The organism is Streptococcus sanguinis (assembly GCF_019929145.1).
GTDB classification, from domain to species: domain Bacteria; phylum Bacillota; class Bacilli; order Lactobacillales; family Streptococcaceae; genus Streptococcus; species Streptococcus sanguinis_U.
Window position 1 is genome coordinate 523,385 of sequence record NZ_JAHZOW010000001.1, and the last position, 21,303, is coordinate 544,687.

20 protein-coding genes, 1 tRNA gene and 1 CRISPR repeat array are annotated in these 21,303 nt (G+C 40.5%); of the genes, 19 read left to right on the top strand and 2 right to left on the bottom strand.

Annotation, left to right across the window (positions count from 1 at the left end):
• Positions 1-58: 58 nt before the first annotated feature.
• From K1I94_RS02615 to csn2, 9 genes are all read left to right on the top strand, one after another.
• Complete coding sequence (locus K1I94_RS02615; protein ID WP_223312982.1) at positions 59-322, top strand: chorismate mutase; 264 nt, start codon at positions 59-61, stop codon at positions 320-322.
• Complete coding sequence (gene crcB, locus K1I94_RS02620; protein WP_002912583.1) at positions 322-696, top strand: fluoride efflux transporter CrcB; 375 nt, start codon at positions 322-324, stop codon at positions 694-696. Before K1I94_RS02615 ends, crcB (K1I94_RS02620) begins: the two co-directional genes overlap by 1 nt.
• On the top strand, positions 693-1,019 hold the full coding sequence (crcB, locus tag K1I94_RS02625) for a fluoride efflux transporter CrcB (RefSeq protein WP_223314313.1): 327 nt from the start codon (positions 693-695) through the stop codon (positions 1,017-1,019). The genes crcB (K1I94_RS02620) and crcB (K1I94_RS02625) overlap by 4 nt, the downstream gene beginning before the upstream one ends.
• Before the next feature lie 118 nt (positions 1,020-1,137).
• Complete coding sequence (gene rplS / locus K1I94_RS02630) at positions 1,138-1,485, top strand: 50S ribosomal protein L19 (RefSeq protein ID WP_002900259.1); 348 nt, start codon at positions 1,138-1,140, stop codon at positions 1,483-1,485.
• A 40-nt stretch (positions 1,486-1,525) separates the two neighbouring features.
• A tRNA-Arg gene (locus tag K1I94_RS02635) sits at positions 1,526-1,597 on the top strand.
• A gap of 307 nt (positions 1,598-1,904) precedes the next feature.
• Positions 1,905-6,017, top strand: a complete 4,113-nt coding sequence (gene cas9 / locus K1I94_RS02640; protein ID WP_223314314.1) for a type II CRISPR RNA-guided endonuclease Cas9 — start codon at positions 1,905-1,907, stop codon at positions 6,015-6,017.
• The gene (cas1, locus tag K1I94_RS02645; protein ID WP_223314315.1) at positions 6,017-6,883 is read left to right on the top strand and encodes a type II CRISPR-associated endonuclease Cas1; all 867 of its coding nucleotides are present in this window, start codon (positions 6,017-6,019) and stop codon (positions 6,881-6,883) included. Before cas9 ends, cas1 begins: the two co-directional genes overlap by 1 nt.
• Positions 6,880-7,224, top strand: coding sequence for a CRISPR-associated endonuclease Cas2 (cas2, locus tag K1I94_RS02650; protein WP_002897479.1), 345 nt, complete (start codon positions 6,880-6,882; stop codon positions 7,222-7,224). The genes cas1 and cas2 overlap by 4 nt, the downstream gene beginning before the upstream one ends.
• The gene (gene csn2 / locus K1I94_RS02655) at positions 7,214-7,876 is read left to right on the top strand and encodes a type II-A CRISPR-associated protein Csn2 (protein ID WP_002897481.1); all 663 of its coding nucleotides are present in this window, start codon (positions 7,214-7,216) and stop codon (positions 7,874-7,876) included. Before cas2 ends, csn2 begins: the two co-directional genes overlap by 11 nt.
• Positions 7,877-7,966: 90 nt before the next feature.
• Positions 7,967-9,256: direct repeats of the CRISPR family, unit length 36 nt; unit sequence GTTTTAGAGCTGTGTTGTTTCGAATGGTTCCAAAAC.
• A 96-nt stretch (positions 9,257-9,352) separates the two neighbouring features.
• Here csn2 and mnmE read toward each other — a convergent pair.
• Positions 9,353-10,726, bottom strand: coding sequence for a tRNA uridine-5-carboxymethylaminomethyl(34) synthesis GTPase MnmE (gene mnmE / locus K1I94_RS02660; RefSeq protein ID WP_125332573.1), 1,374 nt, complete (start codon positions 10,724-10,726; stop codon positions 9,353-9,355).
• A 175-nt stretch (positions 10,727-10,901) separates the two neighbouring features.
• On the opposite strand from mnmE, the gene rpiA reads away from it, so the two are divergent.
• The 6 genes from rpiA to K1I94_RS02690 all read left to right on the top strand — a co-directional run bounded on the left by rpiA (position 10,902) and on the right by K1I94_RS02690 (position 16,195).
• Complete coding sequence (gene rpiA / locus K1I94_RS02665; RefSeq protein WP_223314316.1) at positions 10,902-11,579, top strand: ribose-5-phosphate isomerase RpiA; 678 nt, start codon at positions 10,902-10,904, stop codon at positions 11,577-11,579.
• A gap of 13 nt (positions 11,580-11,592) precedes the next feature.
• Positions 11,593-12,804, top strand: coding sequence for a phosphopentomutase (locus K1I94_RS02670; RefSeq protein ID WP_223314317.1), 1,212 nt, complete (start codon positions 11,593-11,595; stop codon positions 12,802-12,804).
• Between the two features lie 29 nt (positions 12,805-12,833).
• Positions 12,834-13,646, top strand: a complete 813-nt coding sequence (locus K1I94_RS02675; RefSeq protein ID WP_002912574.1) for a purine-nucleoside phosphorylase — start codon at positions 12,834-12,836, stop codon at positions 13,644-13,646.
• Positions 13,647-13,980: 334 nt separating this feature from the next.
• Positions 13,981-14,694, top strand: a complete 714-nt coding sequence (deoD, locus tag K1I94_RS02680; RefSeq protein WP_223314318.1) for a purine-nucleoside phosphorylase — start codon at positions 13,981-13,983, stop codon at positions 14,692-14,694.
• The gene (locus K1I94_RS02685) at positions 14,691-15,452 is read left to right on the top strand and encodes a hypothetical protein (protein WP_223314319.1); all 762 of its coding nucleotides are present in this window, start codon (positions 14,691-14,693) and stop codon (positions 15,450-15,452) included. The genes deoD and K1I94_RS02685 overlap by 4 nt, the downstream gene beginning before the upstream one ends.
• A gap of 11 nt (positions 15,453-15,463) precedes the next feature.
• Positions 15,464-16,195, top strand: coding sequence for an NAD-dependent protein deacylase (locus K1I94_RS02690; protein ID WP_223314320.1), 732 nt, complete (start codon positions 15,464-15,466; stop codon positions 16,193-16,195).
• Positions 16,196-16,236: 41 nt separating this feature from the next.
• Here K1I94_RS02690 and K1I94_RS02695 read toward each other — a convergent pair whose 3' ends face one another.
• Positions 16,237-17,145 (bottom strand): LysR family transcriptional regulator, encoded by a 909-nt coding sequence (locus K1I94_RS02695; RefSeq protein ID WP_002895403.1) that lies wholly within the window; start codon positions 17,143-17,145, stop codon positions 16,237-16,239.
• Positions 17,146-17,391: 246 nt separating this feature from the next.
• Between K1I94_RS02695 and K1I94_RS02700 the strand changes: the two genes are divergently transcribed.
• The 4 genes from K1I94_RS02700 (at position 17,392) to K1I94_RS02715 (ending at position 21,207) form a co-directional block, all read left to right on the top strand.
• Complete coding sequence (locus K1I94_RS02700) at positions 17,392-18,237, top strand: hypothetical protein (protein ID WP_125330383.1); 846 nt, start codon at positions 17,392-17,394, stop codon at positions 18,235-18,237.
• 30 nt (positions 18,238-18,267) lie between these two features.
• Entirely contained in the window at positions 18,268-19,242 is a 975-nt protein-coding gene (locus K1I94_RS02705) for a hypothetical protein (protein ID WP_002897495.1), read from the top strand.
• 208 nt (positions 19,243-19,450) lie between these two features.
• Positions 19,451-20,257, top strand: a complete 807-nt coding sequence (locus tag K1I94_RS02710) for a dihydroorotate dehydrogenase electron transfer subunit (RefSeq protein WP_263281124.1) — start codon at positions 19,451-19,453, stop codon at positions 20,255-20,257.
• An 11-nt stretch (positions 20,258-20,268) separates the two neighbouring features.
• Positions 20,269-21,207, top strand: coding sequence for a dihydroorotate dehydrogenase (locus K1I94_RS02715; RefSeq protein ID WP_223314322.1), 939 nt, complete (start codon positions 20,269-20,271; stop codon positions 21,205-21,207).
• Positions 21,208-21,303 lie beyond the last annotated feature (96 nt).

Consider the following 21,303-nt stretch of genomic DNA (forward strand, 5'->3'; position numbering starts at 1 on the left):
TAAACTAGAAAATTTTACTATTTTTTGATATGATAGATAAAATATAAGGAGGAAGTAGATGACGTTAGAAGAAATCAGACAGGAAATCGATCAAGTAGATGATGCAATCGTTACCTTACTGGAGCAACGCATGAATCTGGTCGACCAAGTCGTGGCTTTAAAAAAATTAACGGGTACGGCTGTATTGGATAGTAAGAGAGAAGATGCGATTTTCGCCAGAGTTGCGGATAAGGTAGAAAACAAGAGCTACAAAGAAACTATTGTTGCTACCTTTTCTGACATTTTAAAACGTTCGCGTGAATTTCAGAATAAAAATATCTAATGAAAGAAGTACAGAACTCGATAGCTGTGGCTTTATCTGCGATGGTAGGCGGATGGCTGCGTTATCAGATAGCTCTTTTATTAGTTGTTGCTGATTCATTTCCGCTAGGTACCTTACTGGTCAATTATTTGGGAACTTTTTTGCTAGTCTATATTATCAAGGGCTATCTTAGCAGTAAAGTTAAGTCCCAGCGTCTAATTCTAGCGCTTTCGACCGGTTTTTGCGGAGGTTTGACGACTTTTTCTGGTCTTCTGCTAGACAGTATCAAACTAGCAGATTCAGGGCGTTATACGGAGCTTCTTATCTATCTAGTTTTAAGTGTAGGTGGTGGCCTTGCAATCGCCTTATGGGCTGGAAAGCAGGTGAAGGCATGATGTGGGCGATGTTAATCTGCTGCGGCGCTGGTTCTCTTGTGCGTTATGTTTTCTCCAAGGTCAATAGCAGAGCATCTCTGCCGATTGGGACTTTATTAGCAAACATTCTAGGTGCTTTTTTCATTGGATATTTTTATAATCATATAGAAGACAAGCAGCTTTATGTCATTTTAGCAACGGGCTTCTGTGGTGGCTTGACGACTTTTTCTACCATGAACGCTGAGCTGGCTGTTCTCTTTTCAGAGCGAAAGAAATTTGTTCTCTATTTGGCTTTGACTTATATCCTCGGTTTTTTAGCGATTCTTTTGGGAATTTTCATTTAAACATCTTTACATTTTTAGAAATTTTGATATAATATAGTTTGTGCCTAATGGAAGCACAAAAAACGGCTAATCCGCTGCGGTCTTGAACCTTAAGATTAGTAAGATAGGAGTAGAAAGAATGAATCCATTAATCCAAAGCTTGACTGAAGGTCAACTTCGTACTGACATCCCTGCATTCCGTCCTGGTGACACTGTCCGCGTTCACGCGAAAGTTGTCGAAGGAAGTCGCGAACGTATCCAGATCTTTGAAGGTGTAGTTATCGCTCGTAAAGGTGCTGGTATCTCAGAAACTTACACCGTTCGTAAAATCTCTAACGGTATCGGTGTTGAACGTACTTTCCCAATCCACACTCCACGTGTTGACAAGATTGAAGTCGTTCGTTACGGTAAAGTCCGTCGTGCTAAATTGTACTACCTTCGTGCATTGCAAGGTAAGGCAGCGCGTATCAAAGAAATTCGCCGTTAATCTTAGAAAGACTCTGTCGTTGGGCAGAGTTTTTCTCTAAGTCCCCTTAGTTCAATGGATATAACAACTCCCTCCTAAGGAGTAGTTGCTGGTTCGATTCCGGCAGGGGACATGGATTTGAAAAACTACGTTGACAAACGTAGTTTTTTTCTGTGTTTAAATAAAAAATCTTTAAAATAAATTGTTTTTAAGAAATAGGAGCACAATAGGGTTATTATAGTAAATAAAAAAGCACCGAATCGGTGCGCACTTTTTCAAGTTGAATACGGACTGGGCTTAAAAACCACTGCCTTATTTTAACTTGCTGTGTTGTTTCGAATAGTTCCAACAAAGTAATTATATAATATTTTTCTTTAAATGTAAACGTTTTTGTGTTAAAATATTGAAATAAAAAAACAAATTTATAAAAGGGGATTTTTATGAAGAAACCATATTCAATAGGACTTGATATAGGAACAAATAGCGTTGGATGGGCTGTAGTAACTGATGATTATAAAGTTCCTGCTAAGAAAATGAGAGTTTTCGGGGATACAGATAGAAGTCATATTAAGAAAAATTTATTAGGCGCCTTATTATTTGACGATGGAAATACTGCAGAGAGTAGACGTCTAAAACGAACAGCTCGTCGGCGCTATACTCGCCGACGCAACCGTATTCTTTATCTTCAAGAAATTTTTACAGAATCAATGAATGAAATAGATGAAAGCTTCTTCCATCGACTAGATGACTCCTTTTTAGTTCCTGAGGATAAGAGACGAAGTAAATACCCTATTTTTGCTACCTTAGCAGAAGAAAAAGAATATCACAAGAAATTTCCAACTATCTATCATTTGAGAAAGCAACTTGCGGATTCGAAAGAAAAAGCTGACTTGCGCTTAATTTACCTAGCATTAGCTCATATGATTAAATATCGCGGACATTTTTTATATGAGGAATCCTTCGATATTAAAAACAATGATATCCAAAAAATCTTTAATGAATTTATAAGCATTTACGACAACACATTTGAAGGAAGTACACTTAGTGGACAAAACGCACAAGTCGAAGTAATTTTTACTGATAAAATTAGTAAATCTGCAAAGAGAGAACACGTTTTAAAACTCTTTCCTGATGAAAAATCCACTGGTTTATTTTCAGAATTTCTCAAGTTGATTGTAGGGAATCAAGCTGATTTTAAAAAACATTTTGACTTAGAAGAAAAAGCCCCACTACAATTCTCTAAAGATACCTATGATGAGGAATTGGAAAACTTGCTCGGACAAATTGGAGATGACTTTGCAGACCTTTTTCTAATTGCTAAAAAACTCTATGATGCTATTCTTCTATCAGGAATTTTGACTGTCACAGATCCTTCAACCAAGGCTCCACTGTCAGCATCTATGATTGAGCGCTATGAAAATCACCAAAAAGACTTGGCAGCTTTAAAACAATTCATCAAAAACAATCTTCCAGAAAAATATGTTGAAGTTTTTTCTGACCAATCTAAAGATGGGTATGCTGGGTATATCGATGGCAAGACCACTCAAGAAGCGTTTTACAAATATATCAAAAATCTTCTCTCTAAATTCGAAGGAGCAGATTATTTCCTTGATAAAATTGAACGTGAAGATTTTTTGAGAAAACAACGCACCTTTGATAATGGTTCTATTCCTCACCAAATTCATCTCCAAGAGATGAATGCCATTCTCCGTCGTCAAGGAGAACATTATCCATTTCTGAAGGAAAACAGAGAAAAGATTGAGAAAATCTTGACCTTCCGTATTCCTTACTACGTTGGCCCGTTGGCTCGTGACAATCGTGATTTTTCTTGGCTTACTCGAAACTCGGACGAGCCAATCAGACCTTGGAATTTTGAAGAAGTTGTTGATAAGGCAAGATCTGCCGAAGACTTCATTCACAGAATGACCAACTATGACTTGTATTTACCAGAGGAAAAAGTTCTACCTAAGCACAGCCTATTATACGAAACATTTGCTGTCTATAATGAATTAACAAAAGTAAAATTTATTGCAGAAGGATTGAGAGATTATCAATTTCTTGATAGTGGGCAGAAGAAGCAAATTGTCAATCAATTATTCAAAGAAAAAAGAAAAGTAACTGAAAAAGACATCATCCATTATCTACATAATGTTGATGGCTACGATGGAATTGAACTAAAAGGAATTGAAAAACAATTTAACGCAAATCTTTCTACTTATCATGATTTGCTCAAGATTTTCAAGGATAAAGAGTTTATGGATGACCCTAAAAATGAAGAGATTCTTGAAAATATAGTCCATACTCTCACAATCTTTGAAGATCGTGAGATGATTAAGCAACGCCTTGCTCAATATGACTCCATCTTTGATGAAAAAGTGATTAAAGCACTGACTCGTCGACATTATACTGGTTGGGGAAAACTCTCTGCCAAGCTGATTAACGGTATCTGTGATAAAAAAACTGGCAAAACGATTCTTGATTATTTGATTGATGATGGTTATAACAATCGTAATTTTATGCAGTTGATCAATGATGACGGACTATCCTTCAAAGAAATTATCCAAAAAGCACAAGTAGTTGGTAAAACAGATGATGTGAAGCAAGTTGTCCAAGAACTTCCAGGCAGTCCTGCTATCAAAAAAGGAATTTTACAAAGTATCAAGATTGTTGATGAACTTGTCAAAGTTATGGGCTATGCTCCTGAGTCGATTGTGATTGAAATGGCACGAGAAAATCAGACAACTGCCCGAGGGAAAAAGAATTCCCAACAAAGATATAAACGCATTGAAGATGCACTAAAAAATTTAGCACCTGGGCTTGATTCAAATATATTAAAAGAAAATCCTACAGATAATATTCAACTTAAAAATGACCGTCTCTTCCTTTACTATCTCCAAAATGGGAAGGATATGTATACTGGGAAACCTCTTGATATCAACCAACTGAGCAGCTATGACATTGACCACATCATTCCACAGGCCTTTATAAAGGATGATTCGATCGATAACCGTGTCTTGACTAGTTCAAAGGATAATCGTGGTAAATCTGATAATGTTCCAAGTTTAGAAGTTGTTCAAAAAAGAAAAGCTTTTTGGCAACAATTGTTGGATTCCAAATTGATTTCAGAACGTAAATTTAATAATTTAACCAAAGCTGAACGAGGTGGACTAGATGAGCGTGATAAAGTTGGCTTTATCAGACGCCAACTAGTTGAAACGCGGCAAATCACAAAAAATGTTGCACAGATTTTGGATGCCCGTTTCAATACAGAAGTGAATGAGAAGAACCAGAAAATTCGTACCGTCAAAATCATCACTTTGAAATCCAATCTAGTTTCCAACTTCCGTAAAGAATTTGGGTTATACAAGGTGCGGGAAATCAATAACTACCACCATGCGCATGATGCCTACTTAAATGCGGTGGTGGCTAAGGCTATCCTTAAGAAATATCCTAAACTAGAGTCTGAATTCGTCTATGGTGACTATCAAAAGTACGACCTTAAGAAATACATCTCAAGATTCAAACCCTCTAAAGAAATTGAAAAAGCAACTGAGAAGTATTTCTTTTACTCAAACTTGTTGAATTTCTTCAAAGAAGAGGTGCTTTACGCAGATGGAACTATCAGAAAAAGAGAAAATATCGAGTATTCGAAAGATACAGGAGAAATAGCTTGGGATAAAGAAAAAGATTTCGCAACAATCAAAAAAGTACTTTCCTACCCACAGGTGAATATTGTGAAGAAACAAGAAGTGCAAACAGGAGGCTTCTCTAAAGAGTCCATCCTTCCTAAAGGAAATTCTGACAAGCTAATCCCTCGAAAAACAAAGGATATTCTTTGGGACACTACTAAATATGGGGGATTTGATAGCCCTGTTATCGCCTATTCGATCTTGCTCATTGCCGATATCGAAAAAGGAAAAGCGAAAAAACTGAAGACTGTCAAAACTCTAGTTGGTATCACAATCATGGAAAAAGCCGCTTTTGAGGAAAATCCAATAACTTTCCTTGAAAATAAAGGCTATCATAATGTCCGTAAAGAAAACATCCTCTGCCTACCTAAGTATAGTTTATTTGAACTGGAAAATGGTCGCAGACGATTACTTGCAAGTGCAAAAGAACTTCAAAAAGGCAATGAAATAGTGCTTCCAGTATGCTTAACAACCTTGCTCTACCATTCTAAAAACCTCCATAAACTAGACGAACCAGAACATTTAGAATACATTCAGAAACACCGAAATGAATTTAAAGATTTGTTAAATCTTGTATCTGAGTTCTCTCAAAAATATATCCTCGCTGAAGCGAATCTGGAAAAAATCAAGGACTTATATGCAGACAATGAGCAAGCAGATATAGAAATTCTAGCAAATTCATTTATCAATTTGTTGACCTTTACTGCTTTGGGTGCTCCTGCTGCCTTTAAATTTTTTGGCAAAGATGTTGATCGAAAACGATACACAACTGTATCCGAAATCCTCAACGCCACCCTCATCCACCAGTCTATCACTGGTCTTTACGAGACTCGGATTGACTTGAGCAAACTGGGAGAAGAATAATGGGATGGAGAACCGTTGTTGTCAATACGCACTCTAAGCTTTCCTACAAGAACAATCACTTGATTTTTAAAGATGCCTCTCGGACAGAGTTGATTCACCTGTCCGAGGTGGACATCTTACTTTTGGAGACGACGGATATCATTCTCTCCACTATGCTGATAAAACGCTTGGTGGATGAAAATATTCTGGTCATCTTTTGTGATGATAAACGCTTGCCAACTGCATGCTTAATGCCTTACTACGGTCGACACGATTCCAGTTTGCAACTCTCTCGGCAAATCACATGGAGCGAGGAGGCTAAAGCACAAGTTTGGACAACCATTATTGCACAAAAGATTCTCAATCAGGCTTTTTATCTGGGGAGTTGTGGTTTTCTGGAAAAATCTCAGTCCGTCATCGATCTCTACCATGGTTTGGATTTATTTGATCCTAGTAACCGCGAAGGGCACGCAGCTCGGATTTATTTCAACACCTTGTTTGGGAATGATTTTAGTCGTGAGCAGGATAATGATATCAATGCCGCCTTGGACTATGGCTACACCTTGATTGTAAGTATGTTTGCGCGTGAGATTGTTTTGTCTGGCTGCATGACTCAGTTTGGCTTGAAGCATGCTAATCAGTTTAATCAATTCAACCTAGCTAGCGATATTATGGAGCCTTTCCGTCCGATTATTGACAGAATCGTCTATGAAAATCGAAGTAGTTCCTTTGTCAAAATCAAGCGAGAACTTTTCACTATTTTCTCGGATACCTTTCACTATAATGGCAAAGATATGTATCTGACCAATATCGTCAGTGACTATACTAAGAAAGTCATTCAAGCACTCAATCAACCAGAGAAAGGAGTTCCTGAGTTTAGGATATGAGTTATCGATATATGCGGATGATTTTAATGTTTGATATGCCTGTTGATACTGCAGAGGAACGCAAGGCTTATCGGAAATTTAGAAAGTTCCTCATAGATGAAGGATTTATCATGCACCAATTCTCCATCTATAGCAAGCTCTTGCTCAACAACTCTGCCAACAGTGCTATGATTGAACGCCTTAAGACGCACAATCCTAAAAAGGGAAATATTACTCTTTTAACTGTCACGGAAAAGCAATTTTCTCGCATGATTTACTTAAGTGGTGAGCGAAATACCAGCGCAGCAAACTCGGATACACGCTTGGTCTTTCTAGGAGAGGGGCCTGGAGATGAAGATTAATTTCCCGCTATTGGATGAACCATTAGCTATTGAAAACGCAACCTTTTTGGTGCTTGAAGATCAGTTTATCTTTTCAAATACCGTCAAGCAATTTTACCAATATTCTGATGAAGGAGAGCTGAAATTATTTGACACTCATTTAAAAGCTTTAAAAGAATCAGAGCTGCTTCTGATTACAGATATTTTGGGTTACAATCTCAACTCTCCACAAACGCTCAAACTGATACATACCGATCTGGAAAATCAACTTAATGATAAACCTGAAGTAAAGTCAAAAATCGAACAGTTGTTAGCTGAGATTACAGAACTGCTGGGATTTGAGTGTTTGGAAAACGAATTGGATCTAGAATATGATGAAATCACTATCCAAGAACTGATTGATGACCTTGGTGTCAAAGTCGAGACCATGAGCGACACACCTTTTGAAAAAATTTCAGAAATAATTCAAGTCTTTAAATATCTCTCAAAAAAGAAACTACTAGTCTTCATTAATGTGGTAGCTTATCTATCAAAAGAAGAGTTGGATAGATTAATCGAGTATATACAACTAACTCAACAAGATATTTTATTTGTCGAACCTAGAAAAGTCTACGATTTTCCGCAATATGTATTGGATCAAGACTATTTCTTAAACCCTGAAAATATGGTATAATAAGAGTAATAAATGGAATCAAACGAATTGAAGTCTAGCTGAGATAAATAGCGCGATTACGAAATTTCGTAAGAAAAATTTTTCTGCGAGGTTTTAGAGCTGTGTTGTTTCGAATGGTTCCAAAACTTTAATCCTGAGTTTAAAGAGTGGAACTATGTTTTAGAGCTGTGTTGTTTCGAATGGTTCCAAAACAGTCATGCTAAATATCCATGGTCTACTAATGTTTTAGAGCTGTGTTGTTTCGAATGGTTCCAAAACTAAATATTAGTGTATCAAAAGGTTGGCATAGTTTTAGAGCTGTGTTGTTTCGAATGGTTCCAAAACCTAACAGAAACAGGATAACCTAAATAGTTTGTTTTAGAGCTGTGTTGTTTCGAATGGTTCCAAAACTCGATTTTATTAATTTATCATATTCATAGTGTTTTAGAGCTGTGTTGTTTCGAATGGTTCCAAAACACAAACTTACGAAACACACTATCAAGCTGGGTTTTAGAGCTGTGTTGTTTCGAATGGTTCCAAAACTTAAGAAATATTTTAAAGCTACGGATAAAGGTTTTAGAGCTGTGTTGTTTCGAATGGTTCCAAAACCACAAATCCAAATACATATGCAATAAGCCAGTTTTAGAGCTGTGTTGTTTCGAATGGTTCCAAAACATATTCTCTTGCCTGAGAAATCAAGCATAAGTTTTAGAGCTGTGTTGTTTCGAATGGTTCCAAAACAATAATAAGCATTGGCTGAACCCAATTAGTGTTTTAGAGCTGTGTTGTTTCGAATGGTTCCAAAACTAAGCGTATCATTACTATGAAAGACCTCTTGTTTTAGAGCTGTGTTGTTTCGAATGGTTCCAAAACCTATCGGTAAGCAGGATAATAGTGAGAGGTGTTTTAGAGCTGTGTTGTTTCGAATGGTTCCAAAACAAAAGATGGCGATATTTATTTCAGTGCTATGTTTTAGAGCTGTGTTGTTTCGAATGGTTCCAAAACAATAGAAATCATATTCTTACGTTGCTTTTTGTTTTAGAGCTGTGTTGTTTCGAATGGTTCCAAAACTTTATGCTTAAACCCCGTGTTACAGGAACGGTTTTAGAGCTGTGTTGTTTCGAATGGTTCCAAAACAAACATGTTAGGAATTGGGATCACTCGTTCGTTTTAGAGCTGTGTTGTTTCGAATGGTTCCAAAACATCTGCTCGATTTCTTGCATCTTTCGTGCTGTTTTAGAGCTGTGTTGTTTCGAATGGTTCCAAAACCGAAAATGTGCAGCAGTGGTCAAAAGACCGGTTTTAGAGCTGTGTTGTTTCGAATGGTTCCAAAACTCTTAAGTCTGGAAAATATAATAAACTGGTGTTTTAGAGCTGTGTTGTTTCGAATGGTTCCAAAACGCCGTCTGTGAGGGTGAAACCTGTCAAAGTGTTTTAGAGCTGTGTTGTTTCGTTTTTTGTTATAAAAAGGACTGAGTAAATCAGTCCTTTTGTTCTCTATTTCCCCAAGCAAAATTGGCTGAAGAGTTGGGTGATGAGTTCGTCTGGTGCAGCGTCACCAGTGATTTCGCCGAGGATTTCCCAGGTGCGGGTCATATCGACTTGGAGAAGATCTACCGGCATACCCATTTCCAAGCCTTGGTTGACGGCTTGCAAGCTTTCCAGAGCTTTTTCAATCAAGGAGATATGGCGGGCATTTGACAGGTAGGTGGCGTCTTGCTCGACGATACCAGCATTTTCAAAGAAGAGCTGATTGATGCGTTCTTCAATTTTATCGATATTTTGATTGTGGAGGACAGAAATCTTGATGACATCAGTTGGCAGCTGGTCCAGCTCAATCTTTTCTTCAAGGTCAGTCTTGTTAAGCAGGACGATGCGATTGCTGTCTTGGCTGATTTCGAGCAATTGTCTGTCCTGATCCGTCAGAGGTTCGCTGGCATTGAGAACTAAGAGGACCAAGTCGGCTTCCTGCAGGGCTTTTTTAGAGCGCTCAACTCCAATCTGCTCCACAAGGTCATCGGTTTCTCGAATCCCTGCGGTATCGATGAGTTTGAGCGGCACGCCCTTGATATTGACATACTCCTCAATCACATCCCGAGTCGTACCCTCGATATCAGTCACAATGGCCTTGTCCTCGCGCAGGAGATTGTTGAGTAGGCTGGACTTGCCAACATTAGGCCGGCCGATGATAGCAGTGGAAATGCCTTCGCGTAAAATCTTACCTCGTCGTGCAGTATCGAGAAGATTGCTCAGCAGAGCCTCGAACTCAGCTGTTTTTTCTCGCATAAGCTGGGTCGTCATCTCTTCCACATCGTCGTACTCGGGATAGTCAATATTGACTTCGACCTGAGCTAGTGTGTTGAGAATTTCCTGACGGGTATTGTTGATAAGATTGGAGAGGGAGCCATCCAGCTGCTTGACAGCATTGTTCATTGCTTTATCGGTCTTGGCACGGATGATGTCCATGACAGCCTCAGCCTGAGTCAAATCTACGCGCCCATTGAGAAAGGCACGCTTGGTAAACTCACCAGGCTCAGCCATTCTAGCGCCCTCTCGGATAGCAAGCTGCAGGATTTCATTCGTGACCGCAATTCCGCCGTGAGTGTTAATCTCGATGATATCCTCGCGCGTGAAGGTCTTGGGAGAGCGCATAGCGCCAAGCATAACCTCGTCCAGAATTTCCTGATTTTGAGGATCAACGATATGGCCATAGTTGAGTGTGTGACTTTCTACTTTGCTTAGATTTTTCCCTTTGAAGATTTTTTGGGCAATAGCAAAGCTGTCAGTTCCGCTTAGTCTGACGATACCGATTGCTCCTTCGCCAAGAGGCGTAGAAATCGCAGCGATTGTATCAAATTCTCTGGTAATCATACTGTATTTTCCTTGTATTTAAAATCAATTACTCTAATTGTAACGCAAAAATCAAGGAGGAGCAAGGCTTTCGATTACCAAGCGGAATAAATGAAATTTAAGTCTGGTAAAGAAAACACTTTCATGTTAGTGAGAATCATGATATAATAAAAGTAGTGTGATTCTAGGAGGTGCTATGGAAAATCTAAAGAAACTGGCAGGAATCAAGGCTGCTGAATTTGTCCAAAACGGGATGATTGTCGGTCTCGGGACTGGTTCGACTGCTTATTATTTTGTCGAAGAGATTGGTCGGCGAATCAAGGAAGAAGGATTGAAGATTACAGCTGTTACGACTTCCAGTGTCACTAGCAAACAGGCGGAAGGTTTAGGTATTCCGCTCAAATCCATTGATGAAGTTGACTTTGTTGATGTGACAGTTGATGGAGCTGATGAGGTTGACGCCACTTTTAACGGTATCAAGGGCGGTGGTGGCGCACTTCTCATGGAGAAAGTCGTAGCGGTGCCCACCAAGCACTATATCTGGGTAGTCGATGAGAGCAAGATGGTAGAGAAGTTAGGCGCCTTCAAGCTACCAGTAGAAGTTGTTCAGTACGGTGCTGAGCAGCTCTTTCGTCGCTTTGAGCGTGCGGGCTATAACCCAGCCTTTCGTCAGAAGGACGGTCAGCGTTTTGTTACGGACATGCAGAATTTCATTATCGACTTAGATTTAGGTGTGATTGAAAATCCAGTTGAGTTTGCTCAAGAATTAGATCATATAGTGGGCGTAGTGGAGCATGGGCTGTTTAATCAAATGGTAGACAAGGTCATTGTTGCTGGAAAATCGGGTCTTCAAGTTTTAGAGGCCAATAAATAGAAAGAGGTGTTTTATGCCAAAATTTAATCGTATTCACTTGGTAGTCATGGACTCTGTTGGTATCGGGGCTGCACCAGATGCTAATAACTTTGTCAATGCAGGGGTACCAGATGGTGCTTCAGATACTCTGGGACATATTTCCAAAACGGTAGGGCTGAATGTACCAAACATGGCTAAGATCGGTCTGGGAAATATCGAGCGTCCTGTTCCTTTGAAGACCGTTCCTCAAGAAGAAAATCCTAGCGGCTACTATACCAAGCTGGAAGAAGTATCTCTTGGAAAAGACACGATGACAGGACACTGGGAAATCATGGGTCTCAATATTACTGAGCCTTTTGATACTTTTTGGAATGGCTTCCCAGAAGAAATCCTGACTCAGATTGAAGAGTTTTCTGGTCGCAAGGTCATTCGTGAGGCTAACAAGCCATACTCTGGTACAGCAGTTATTGATGACTTTGGCCCTCGTCAGATGGAAACAGGCGAGCTGATTATCTACACCTCAGCTGACCCAGTATTGCAAATTGCGGCACACGAAGAAGTGATTCCTTTGGAAGAGCTTTATCGTATTTGTGAATTCGCCCGCTCTATTACCTTGGAACGCCCTGCGCTTCTGGGACGTATTATCGCTCGTCCTTATGTAGGTGAGCCAGGCAACTTCACTCGTACAGCCAACCGTCACGACTATGCAGTTTCTCCGTTCAATCCAACTGTACTTGACAAGCTCAATGAAGCTGGAATTGCTACCTATTCTGTTGGTAAGATTAACGACATCTTCAACGGCGCTGGAATCAACCATGATATGGGACATAATAAGTCTAACAATCATGGTGTGGATACTTTGGTCAAAGCTCTGAAAGACGAGAATTTCAAAGAAGGCTTCTCATTCACTAACCTAGTAGACTTTGATGCTCTTTATGGTCACCGCCGTGATCCACATGGCTACCGTGATTGTTTGGAAGAGTTTGATGCGCGCATCCCAGAAATCATTGAAAACATGCGTGAAGATGATTTGCTCATGATTACTGCTGACCATGGTAATGACCCAACCTATGCTGGAACCGACCATACTCGTGAATACATTCCGCTTTTGGTCTTCGGAAAATCGCTGAGCGGTCATGGACATATTCCTGTCGGACACTTTGCAGATATCTCAGCTACTATTGCTGAAAACTTCGGAGTGGACAAGGCGATGATTGGCGAAAGCTTCTTGGACAAATTGGTATAAGCATTATAAGAGAGTGAGGAAAATGTTTTATGACAAGCTTATCAGAAAAAATCAAAGCAACAGCAGCCTTCTTAAAAGAAAAAGGTATGACAGAGCCTGAGTTTGGTCTGATTTTGGGATCTGGTTTGGGAGAATTGGCTTCTGAAATCGAAAATGCCGTTAGTCTAGACTATGCGGATATTCCAAACTGGGGTCGCTCAACTGTTGTTGGTCACGCTGGGAAATTAGTTTATGGAGACTTGGCAGGACGGAAAGTCTTGGCACTGCAAGGCCGTTTCCATTTCTATGAAGGAAATCCTTTAGACATCGTTACCTTCCCAGTGCGTGTGATGAAGGCCCTTGGTGCGACAGGTGTTATTGTGACCAATGCTGCCGGTGGTATCGGCTATGGCCCTGGTACGCTTATGGCGATCACTGACCACATCAATATGACGGGTCAAAATCCTTTGATTGGTGAAAACCTGGATGAATTTGGTCCACGTTTCCCTGATATGTCTAAATCTTACACTCCAGAATACCGTGCCGTCGCTCATAAAGTTGCTGATAAGCTTGGTATCAAGCTGGATGAGGGTGTCTATATCGGTGTAACTGGACCAACTTATGAAACACCTGCAGAAATCCGTGCTTATAAGACGCTTGGAGCGGATGCAGTCGGCATGTCTACTGTTCCTGAAGTGATTGTAGCAGCACATTCTGGTTTGAAAGTCCTTGGGATTTCATGCATTACAAACTTTGCTGCTGGGTTCCAAGAAGAGCTTAATCATGAGGAAGTGGTGGAAGTAACAGAACGTGTCAAGGGTGATTTCAAACGATTGCTTAAAGAAACACTTGCTGAATTGTAAAAAATGTTGAAAGGCGTAGTGTCTGGGTTGGTAATTAAATCCGGAACAGCCTTTCTATCTAGCTGATAAAATCATTAAACTAAAGAAAGGTAGGGTGAGTTGTTCAGATTTGAACACGAGAGGAAAACTATCTTTCAAATAAATACAGAAAGGAAGGGCGTCTGAGTCTGAATTGAACTCGGGCTAGTCTTTCTATGGAATATTAAAATTAAGAAAGAAAGGAATTGAACCCACCCTAAAAGCGGTGGGGAAAAGATAGTTGGTCTTGCGAGCATCGCTCACTGCGACCATCTCCTATTTTCCCTTTGCTTTTGACGGGTTTGGTATCTTAACTATGTCTATTCATATTTCTGCTAAGGCAGGTGAAATTGCTGATAAAATTCTTCTTCCGGGAGATCCGCTTCGCGCAAAATTTATTGCGGAGAATTTCCTAGAAGATGCTGTTTGCTTCAATGAAGTCCGCAATATGTTCGGCTACACTGGAACTTATAAAGGCCAGCGTGTTTCTGTTATGGGGACAGGGATGGGAATGCCCTCAATCTCTATCTACGCGCGTGAGTTGATTGTTGACTACGGTGTGAAAAAGCTGATCCGTGTGGGAACTGCTGGATCGCTGAATGCTGATGTCCATGTCCGTGAATTGGTTTTGGCGCAGGCAGCTGCAACCAATTCCAACATTATTCGTAATGACTGGCCACAGTATGATTTTCCGCAAATCGCTAGCTTTGATTTGTTAGATAAGGCTTACCATATCGCCAAAGGTCTTGGTATGACAACCCATGTTGGGAATGTTTTGTCGTCTGATGTCTTTTATTCAAACTACTTTGAAAAGAACATCGAGCTTGGTAGGTGGGGCGTTAAGGCAGTGGAAATGGAAGCGGCTGCTCTTTACTACTTGGCAGCTCAACACCATGTGGACGCTCTTGCTATCATGACTATTTCTGACAGCTTGGTCAATCCTGAAGAGGATACGACAGCAGAAGAACGCCAAAATACCTTTACCGATATGATGAAGGTTGGTTTGGAAACCTTGATTGCAGAAGCATGAAACTAGATGTCAAAGAAGCCATTCTCTTTGCTATTTCCCGCTATGACTATGCTTATGCGTATAAGCTGTCTGAGCGAGCAGGAAGCAATGTCCAGTCTGACTTGGTCTGTCTTCTTGGGGCTTTAGCGGAGCGAAGAGAGCTCAACATCCAATCTATGATGAATCTAAAGTTGGAAATCACTGGGTCTGACCTAGCTGATTTTCAGCTTTTTTGCCATGAAAATGAATCGGATGAGCAGCTGGCTAATTACCTTTATGACCTTGAAGCCAAGCTTAGAAATGAGCAGCTGATTGACTTTATCCGAGCTGTTAGTCCGGCTATTTATCGGATTTTTATGCGGCTGATTCGCATGCAAATACCGGATATTGACAGCTATATTCATAATTCACGAGGGGCTAGTTACGACCGTTGGAAGTTTGAAAAGATGCGAAATTCTGATAATCCTGACCTGCAAAATTTTCATGCAGAAAGCACGGTCAATTCTTCTAGTTTGACGGAGCTGATTTTGCAGTTACATTTTCCTGAATCTGTCAAAGAATCAGCACAGCAGCTAAGAGAGTTAGAAAAGTCGGTCCGAAATCCACTGGCTCATCTTATTAAGCCTTTTGATGAGGAAGAATTGCACAGGACGACAGGTTTTTCGTCTCAACACTTTATGGAGCTTCTGGTTGATTTGGCGCAGGAGACAGGTATAGTTTATCAGAGGGAACCTTTTTACTTTGACCGAGCGAATGCGGTCATAGAAAGTCTCTTATAAGGAGTAGCAGGATGGATAAGATTGCAAGGCTGCAAGAATTGATAGACCAAAGTCAGAATATCGTCTTTTTTGGTGGGGCGGGTGTTTCGACGGAGTCCAATATTCCGGACTTCCGCAGCTCAGATGGGATATACAGTGTCAAGCTGGGACGGCATTTTACAGCAGAGCAGCTGGTTTCTCACACTATGTTTGAGCGCTATCCGCAGGAGTTTTTTGACTTTTACAAGAAGTACCTGCTCTATCCGGATGCTAAGCCCAATGCTGCTCATGTCTACTTGGCAGACTTGGAGAAGACGAGCAAGCTCAAGGCTGTGGTGACTCAAAATATCGATAGCTTGCATGAAATGGCCGGTTCGAAAAAGGTTCTCAAACTTCATGGGAGTGCGGATAGAAATTACTGTTTGAATTGTCAACGGTTCTATGATTTAGACGACTTTCTGGCTCTGCACGGTACCATTCCTCGCTGCCTTGACTGTGGCGGTATTATAAAGCCAGATGTGACCCTCTATGAAGAACCGCTAGATATGGAAGTTTTCCAGCAGGCAGCTCAAGCTATCCATCAAGCAGACCTGCTGATAATCGGCGGGACTTCCTTAGTCGTCTATCCCGCAGCCAGCCTCATCCAGTATTTTGCAGGTAAGCATTTAGTCGTCATCAATAAGACCAGTATCCCTCAAGACAGCCATGCAGATCTAGTCATTGAGGGTAAGATAGGAGAAGTGTTGGGGAAGTTGAAACAATAGAAAAAACACCTGAGATAGCTTTTTCAGGTGTTTCTTGCAGTTTATTTATCAAACTGTACTTCCTCAATCAGATACTCAATGAATCGTTCTCCCATTTTGGATAGGCTAGCTTTTTCGTGCTGGATGTAAACCAGTTCAATCGGATCATCAATGTCCAGTGGGATTGACACGATATTATCTCCGTTGAGGTTGCTGTTTAGGATACCGGTTGCAATCGTGTAGCCATCCAGACCGATCAAAAGGTTAAAGAGGGTCGCACGGTCGCTGACCACGATAGATTTTTTATGGTGTTCCTGAGAGAGAATTTCCTCAGAAAAGTAGAAGGAGTTGTGAGTCCCTTGGTCATAGCTGAGGTAGGGGAAGTTTTCTAAGTCGGATAATTGGACCAGCTTTTTCTTGGCTAGCGGATTGGACTTGCTGACAAAGATATGGGGCTGCGCTGTGAAGAGATGAGTGGCAATCAAGTGATTGTCATCCAGCATCTTGGATAGGACATCGCGGTTGTAGCTATTGAGAAAGAGGACGCCAATTTCGCTGCGGAAGTTTTTTACGTCGTCAATGATCTCCCAAGTCCTAGTTTCACGCAGGAAGAGCTCGTATTTCTCCATATCGCTTTTTTTAAGCAGGGAAACAAAAGCATTGACCACAAAGGCATAGTGCTGGGCAGACACGCTAAAAAGCTCACGGTGGGCGACAGGGTTTTTGTATCGCTCCTCTAGAAGCTGAGTCTGCTCAACTACCTGCCGGGCATAGGAAAGAAACTCCATGCCGTCCTTGGTCAAGGTAATTCCCTTGGGATTGCGAATGAAAATCTCGATGCCCATTTCATTTTCCAAATCCCGCACAGCATTGGACAAACTAGGCTGAGTAATGAAAAGCTGCTTGGCAGCCTCATTCATGCTACCGGTCTCGACAATTTTGATAATATAGTGTAACTGTTGAATTCTCATAGGACTATTTTATCACAAACTGGGGATTTTTTCCCGGTAAATCAATGAAAGGTAGCATGTTTTTATAATTGAATTTATTAAAATGGACAGATGGTAAAAGCAATTCTATTGGATATAGTGACATTTTTAAAGTTTATTCTTATCGGAATTATAGAGCGATTTTATCAAGTCTTTTATAATGAAACAGGTTTTGCAATTTCAAGTTATTCGTGATATGATGATTTTTAGACTGTAAAAGGAGTAGTTATGAAGAGAAAAGAAGATTCTTTTGAAGATATTGCTCTTGAGTTAGAGAAGGAGACATCTAAGTCTAAGTTCTTACCATTCGTTCTATTAGCCATTATTGGCTTTTCTATCGTTGGAGCAGTTTTTTTGATGCTTTCTATATCGCAAAAGACTAAATCTAAGCAACCGGTGAGCCAGTCAAGTCAGATTATTTCACCATCAAAAAAATTAGAGGATAAGAAGACTGAAGTAAAAAAATTCGCTGAAAGTCTTACAGTTCCTCCAGAAAAAAGTGGTTCCTTTCTTTGGACGGTTGACAAGGCAGTTTCTCTACCCATGGACAAAGCTAAAGGCGGAGCGGCCTTGGAAGATGTTTTAAGAGAATTTGGAAGACCTGTTGAAGCTGGTTCGTGGATTGATTTTTCATCAAATAATGAAATTCAAAAGCATATTCGTCTTTTTTGGAAAGAGAAGGATGGTGCTCTTGGTTATGTTTCTTTAACCTTTGCTGAATTTGATGGTGTCTATAAGCTCATTTCCAAGTACCATTCTAACCTTGCAAGTGATGAAATTAAGGTGGATCAAAATCCTAATAGAAACTTTTTATGGACACAAGAATATATAGATAGTCTTGTTATTGGTGCTAGAGAAGGTACTGACAAAGGTACGGTGTATGATGAGATTGTTTCAAATGTTGGTTTGCCGCTGTATCAGACGATTTTGGGAGAGGACAATCAACTTCAAATGCGAGTTACTTATCATAATCCTCATTCTTTGACAAATCCGGAACAATTGAAGTCTGTCAATCTAGAATTCTATAAGCAAGAAGATGGAACATGGCGTTTGGTTTCTAAACAAAACCAGTAAACTAAAATAAAAAAGACAGAGGAGATAATCTTGAGAAGGAGTAGCAAGAAAAAACATGATGCTAATTCATTTAGAGCCATAAAAAAAGAACTTTATCAACAACAAAAGATAAAAAGAGAAGAACTTAGCATGATGGCCATACAGGAGGAGAAAAAAAGGATTAATTCGGCCTTTATTCTTCTTTGTTTAACCTTGTCATTTGCTTTATTCTTTGGCTTCTATTATTTTTCTCAAAAGATTCCTAGAGCCAACCTTAAGTACAAATATAATAAGACAGTGTCGTCAGTTAGTAAAGAAAGCTCTACTACTCAGCAAGATGAAGCTGAGTTAGAAATGGACAAAAAACAGAAGGAACTGAAAAAGAAAATTGTTGAGGAAGATGAAAAAAAGTTTGTTTTTAATTGGACATTAGACAATTTTGTAGAACTCAAAATAGCCAAAGTCGGGGAGTGGGAAAATAATCCGACTTTGGAAGAGGTTATTACGAAATACGGTAAGGGTTCAAATGTGAGTTTTACCGAAAATGGATTGACACTAACTTATAAGACAAGAATTGTAGATGTTCCGAGATATGGTTCATCAGGACATCCTCAGGAAATCAGTTTGGGTTTTTATGACCCCGATTCCAATGGAAAAAAGTACTATTTAATAACTAAAACGGCAGTTTACTTGGATGACATTCATAACCTACCAGCTATCAAAAATGAGTTTGTTTTTAAGTGGAAGCCAGAAGATATGGATACATTGACAGTAGGTGATAGTCAATATGGAAAAGGTGGAATGACATATCAGGAGATTGTTGCTCGATTTGGACTGCCTTCAGATAGTAATTTTTCTGGAAGCGATACAGATTATAGCCCGTTATCGTTGCGGGTGAATTATTTTAATATTCATCGTCCACCTGCTGAACGAAAATTGGATAGGGTGTCTTTGATTTTCAAGAGGCAGGAGGATGGCAGCTTTCGTCTTGCGGATGCAAGAAGTGAATTTGACAAGAGCTGGTAAAGCTGAGGTAAGTCGTACAAATGAAAATTCTGATATTTTTATGCCTTGACATTCCTCATCTCTAACGATATAATGTTTACAATTTAACCTTTAATCAAGTCCAGTGAGGCTGCAAGGTGGGAAAAACGGTATAAGAGGCAATTGGCTGTCTTGTTTTTTGCGAAACCTTGCTGCGGCGAGGTTTTTTCTTGTAGAAAGTGAGGTTGTCATGGTTAGTGACAGTTGTAAAAAGAGATTTGGCAAGATTATGCTGGAACAGATGGAGCTGCTGGAGCAAGTAGAGATTGCGCCTAATATTTTTTCCATGATTCTAAAGGGGCAAATGGTCATGCAGATGCAGGCTGGGCAGTTTTTACATATTCGGGTACCAGATGACAGCAAGCTTTTGCGCCGGCCTATCTCAATCGCAGAGATTGACCGAGACAATCTGACTTGTCGCATTATTTATCGGATAGAAGGCGGCGGGACAGCTATTTTTTCTCAACTGCCAGTCGGCTCGTTTCTTGATGTTATGGGACCTCAGGGCAATGGCTTTGGTTTGAGTCCTGTAAGGGCAGGTGACCACGCTTTGATTATCGGTGGTGGGATTGGTATCCCTCCCCTGCTTGAGGTTGCAAAAGAATTGCATGCCAAGGGAGCTCAAGTGACAGCTGTACTGGGATTCTCTGATAAATCTGCTGTCATTTTAGAAGCAGAAATGAAAAAATACGCCGAAGTCATTGTCACGACGGATAACGGTTCTTACGGTCGCAAGGGCTATGTATCAGCGGTGGTAGATGAGATGACTCAAGACTATGCGGCTGTCTATTCCTGTGGAGCGCCAGCCATGCTCCAGTATGTCGATCGTAAGTTTCAGGACCATCCGCATGCTTATCTCTCCATGGAGTCTCGTATGGCTTGTGGTATGGGCGCCTGCTATGCCTGCGTCGTTCATGTGGCAGGTCAGGACGAGTCAGTCAATAAGCGCGTTTGTGAAGACGGTCCGGTCTTTGAAACGGGCACGATTATTGTCTAGGAGGGGAGAGAATGAGTGACAAACGTTTAAGAGTTTCTTTGCCAGGCTTGGACTTGAAAAATCCAATTATTCCAGCATCAGGCTGCTTTGGCTTTGGACAAGAATATGCCAAATACTATGACTTGGACTTACTGGGTTCTATCATGATAAAGGCTACGACTTTGAACCCCCGCTTTGGCAATCCCACTCCACGTGTGGCAGAAACGCCAGCTGGTATGCTCAATGCCATTGGCCTACAAAATCCAGGTGTTGAGGTTGTTCTAGCTGAAAAACTGCCCTGGCTGGAAAAACATTATCCCGACCTACCAATCATCGCCAATGTAGCGGGCTTTTCTAATCAAGAGTATGCCACAGTGGCTGGGAAAATTTCTCAAGCCTCTAATGTAAAGGCTATTGAGCTCAATATCTCCTGCCCTAATGTTGACCATGGAAATGCTGGCCTTTTGATTGGCCAAGTTCCGGAGTTGGCTTACGAAGCAACCAAGGCAGCAGTAGAGACTTCTGCTGTACCAGTCTATGTCAAATTAACTCCGAGCGTAGCAAACATTACTCAGGTAGCCAAGGCTGTTGAAGACGCTGGTGCTGCTGGTTTTACTATGATTAACACCTTGGTAGGTATGCGATTTGACTTGAAGTCGCGCAAGCCTATTATCGCTAATGGTACAGGCGGTATGTCGGGTCCAGCTGTCTTTCCGGTAGCTCTCAAGCTAATCCGTCAAGTGGCGCAAGCAAGCAAACTTCCCATTATTGGTATGGGTGGAGTTGATTCGGCGGAGGCTGCCCTGGAGATGTTTATAGCGGGCGCTTCAGCTATTGGGGTGGGAACTGCTAATTTCACGGATCCTTATGCTTGTCCTACCATTATTGAAGACCTGCCAAAGGTTATGGATAAATATGGCATCGAAAGTCTTGAAAGCTTACGAAAAGAAGTTCGAGAGAATTTGCTTTAAAGTTACATTTTTACTTGACAATCCTGCTGTGAAATTATAGAATGAACTAAATATAACCTTTAAAGAAGTCCAGAGAGGCTACTAAGGTACATACGT

Excerpts from the sequence above, each read along its gene's own strand:
- K1I94_RS02615 (WP_223312982.1), top strand. The coding sequence starts at position 59 with ATGACGTTAGAAGAAATCAGACAGGAAATCGATCAAGTAGATGATGCA.
- crcB (WP_002912583.1), top strand. The coding sequence starts at position 322 with ATGAAAGAAGTACAGAACTCGATAGCTGTGGCTTTATCTGCGATGGTA.
- crcB (WP_223314313.1), top strand. The coding sequence starts at position 693 with ATGATGTGGGCGATGTTAATCTGCTGCGGCGCTGGTTCTCTTGTGCGT.
- rplS (WP_002900259.1), top strand. The coding sequence starts at position 1,138 with ATGAATCCATTAATCCAAAGCTTGACTGAAGGTCAACTTCGTACTGAC.
- cas9 (WP_223314314.1), top strand. The coding sequence starts at position 1,905 with ATGAAGAAACCATATTCAATAGGACTTGATATAGGAACAAATAGCGTT.
- cas1 (WP_223314315.1), top strand. The coding sequence starts at position 6,017 with ATGGGATGGAGAACCGTTGTTGTCAATACGCACTCTAAGCTTTCCTAC.
- cas2 (WP_002897479.1), top strand. The coding sequence starts at position 6,880 with ATGAGTTATCGATATATGCGGATGATTTTAATGTTTGATATGCCTGTT.
- csn2 (WP_002897481.1), top strand. The coding sequence starts at position 7,214 with ATGAAGATTAATTTCCCGCTATTGGATGAACCATTAGCTATTGAAAAC.
- mnmE (WP_125332573.1), bottom strand. The coding sequence starts at position 10,726 with ATGATTACCAGAGAATTTGATACAATCGCTGCGATTTCTACGCCTCTT.
- rpiA (WP_223314316.1), top strand. The coding sequence starts at position 10,902 with ATGGAAAATCTAAAGAAACTGGCAGGAATCAAGGCTGCTGAATTTGTC.
- K1I94_RS02670 (WP_223314317.1), top strand. The coding sequence starts at position 11,593 with ATGCCAAAATTTAATCGTATTCACTTGGTAGTCATGGACTCTGTTGGT.
- K1I94_RS02675 (WP_002912574.1), top strand. The coding sequence starts at position 12,834 with ATGACAAGCTTATCAGAAAAAATCAAAGCAACAGCAGCCTTCTTAAAA.
- deoD (WP_223314318.1), top strand. The coding sequence starts at position 13,981 with ATGTCTATTCATATTTCTGCTAAGGCAGGTGAAATTGCTGATAAAATT.
- K1I94_RS02685 (WP_223314319.1), top strand. The coding sequence starts at position 14,691 with ATGAAACTAGATGTCAAAGAAGCCATTCTCTTTGCTATTTCCCGCTAT.
- K1I94_RS02690 (WP_223314320.1), top strand. The coding sequence starts at position 15,464 with ATGGATAAGATTGCAAGGCTGCAAGAATTGATAGACCAAAGTCAGAAT.
- K1I94_RS02695 (WP_002895403.1), bottom strand. The coding sequence starts at position 17,145 with ATGAGAATTCAACAGTTACACTATATTATCAAAATTGTCGAGACCGGT.
- K1I94_RS02700 (WP_125330383.1), top strand. The coding sequence starts at position 17,392 with ATGAAGAGAAAAGAAGATTCTTTTGAAGATATTGCTCTTGAGTTAGAG.
- K1I94_RS02710 (WP_263281124.1), top strand. The coding sequence starts at position 19,451 with ATGGTTAGTGACAGTTGTAAAAAGAGATTTGGCAAGATTATGCTGGAA.
- K1I94_RS02715 (WP_223314322.1), top strand. The coding sequence starts at position 20,269 with ATGAGTGACAAACGTTTAAGAGTTTCTTTGCCAGGCTTGGACTTGAAA.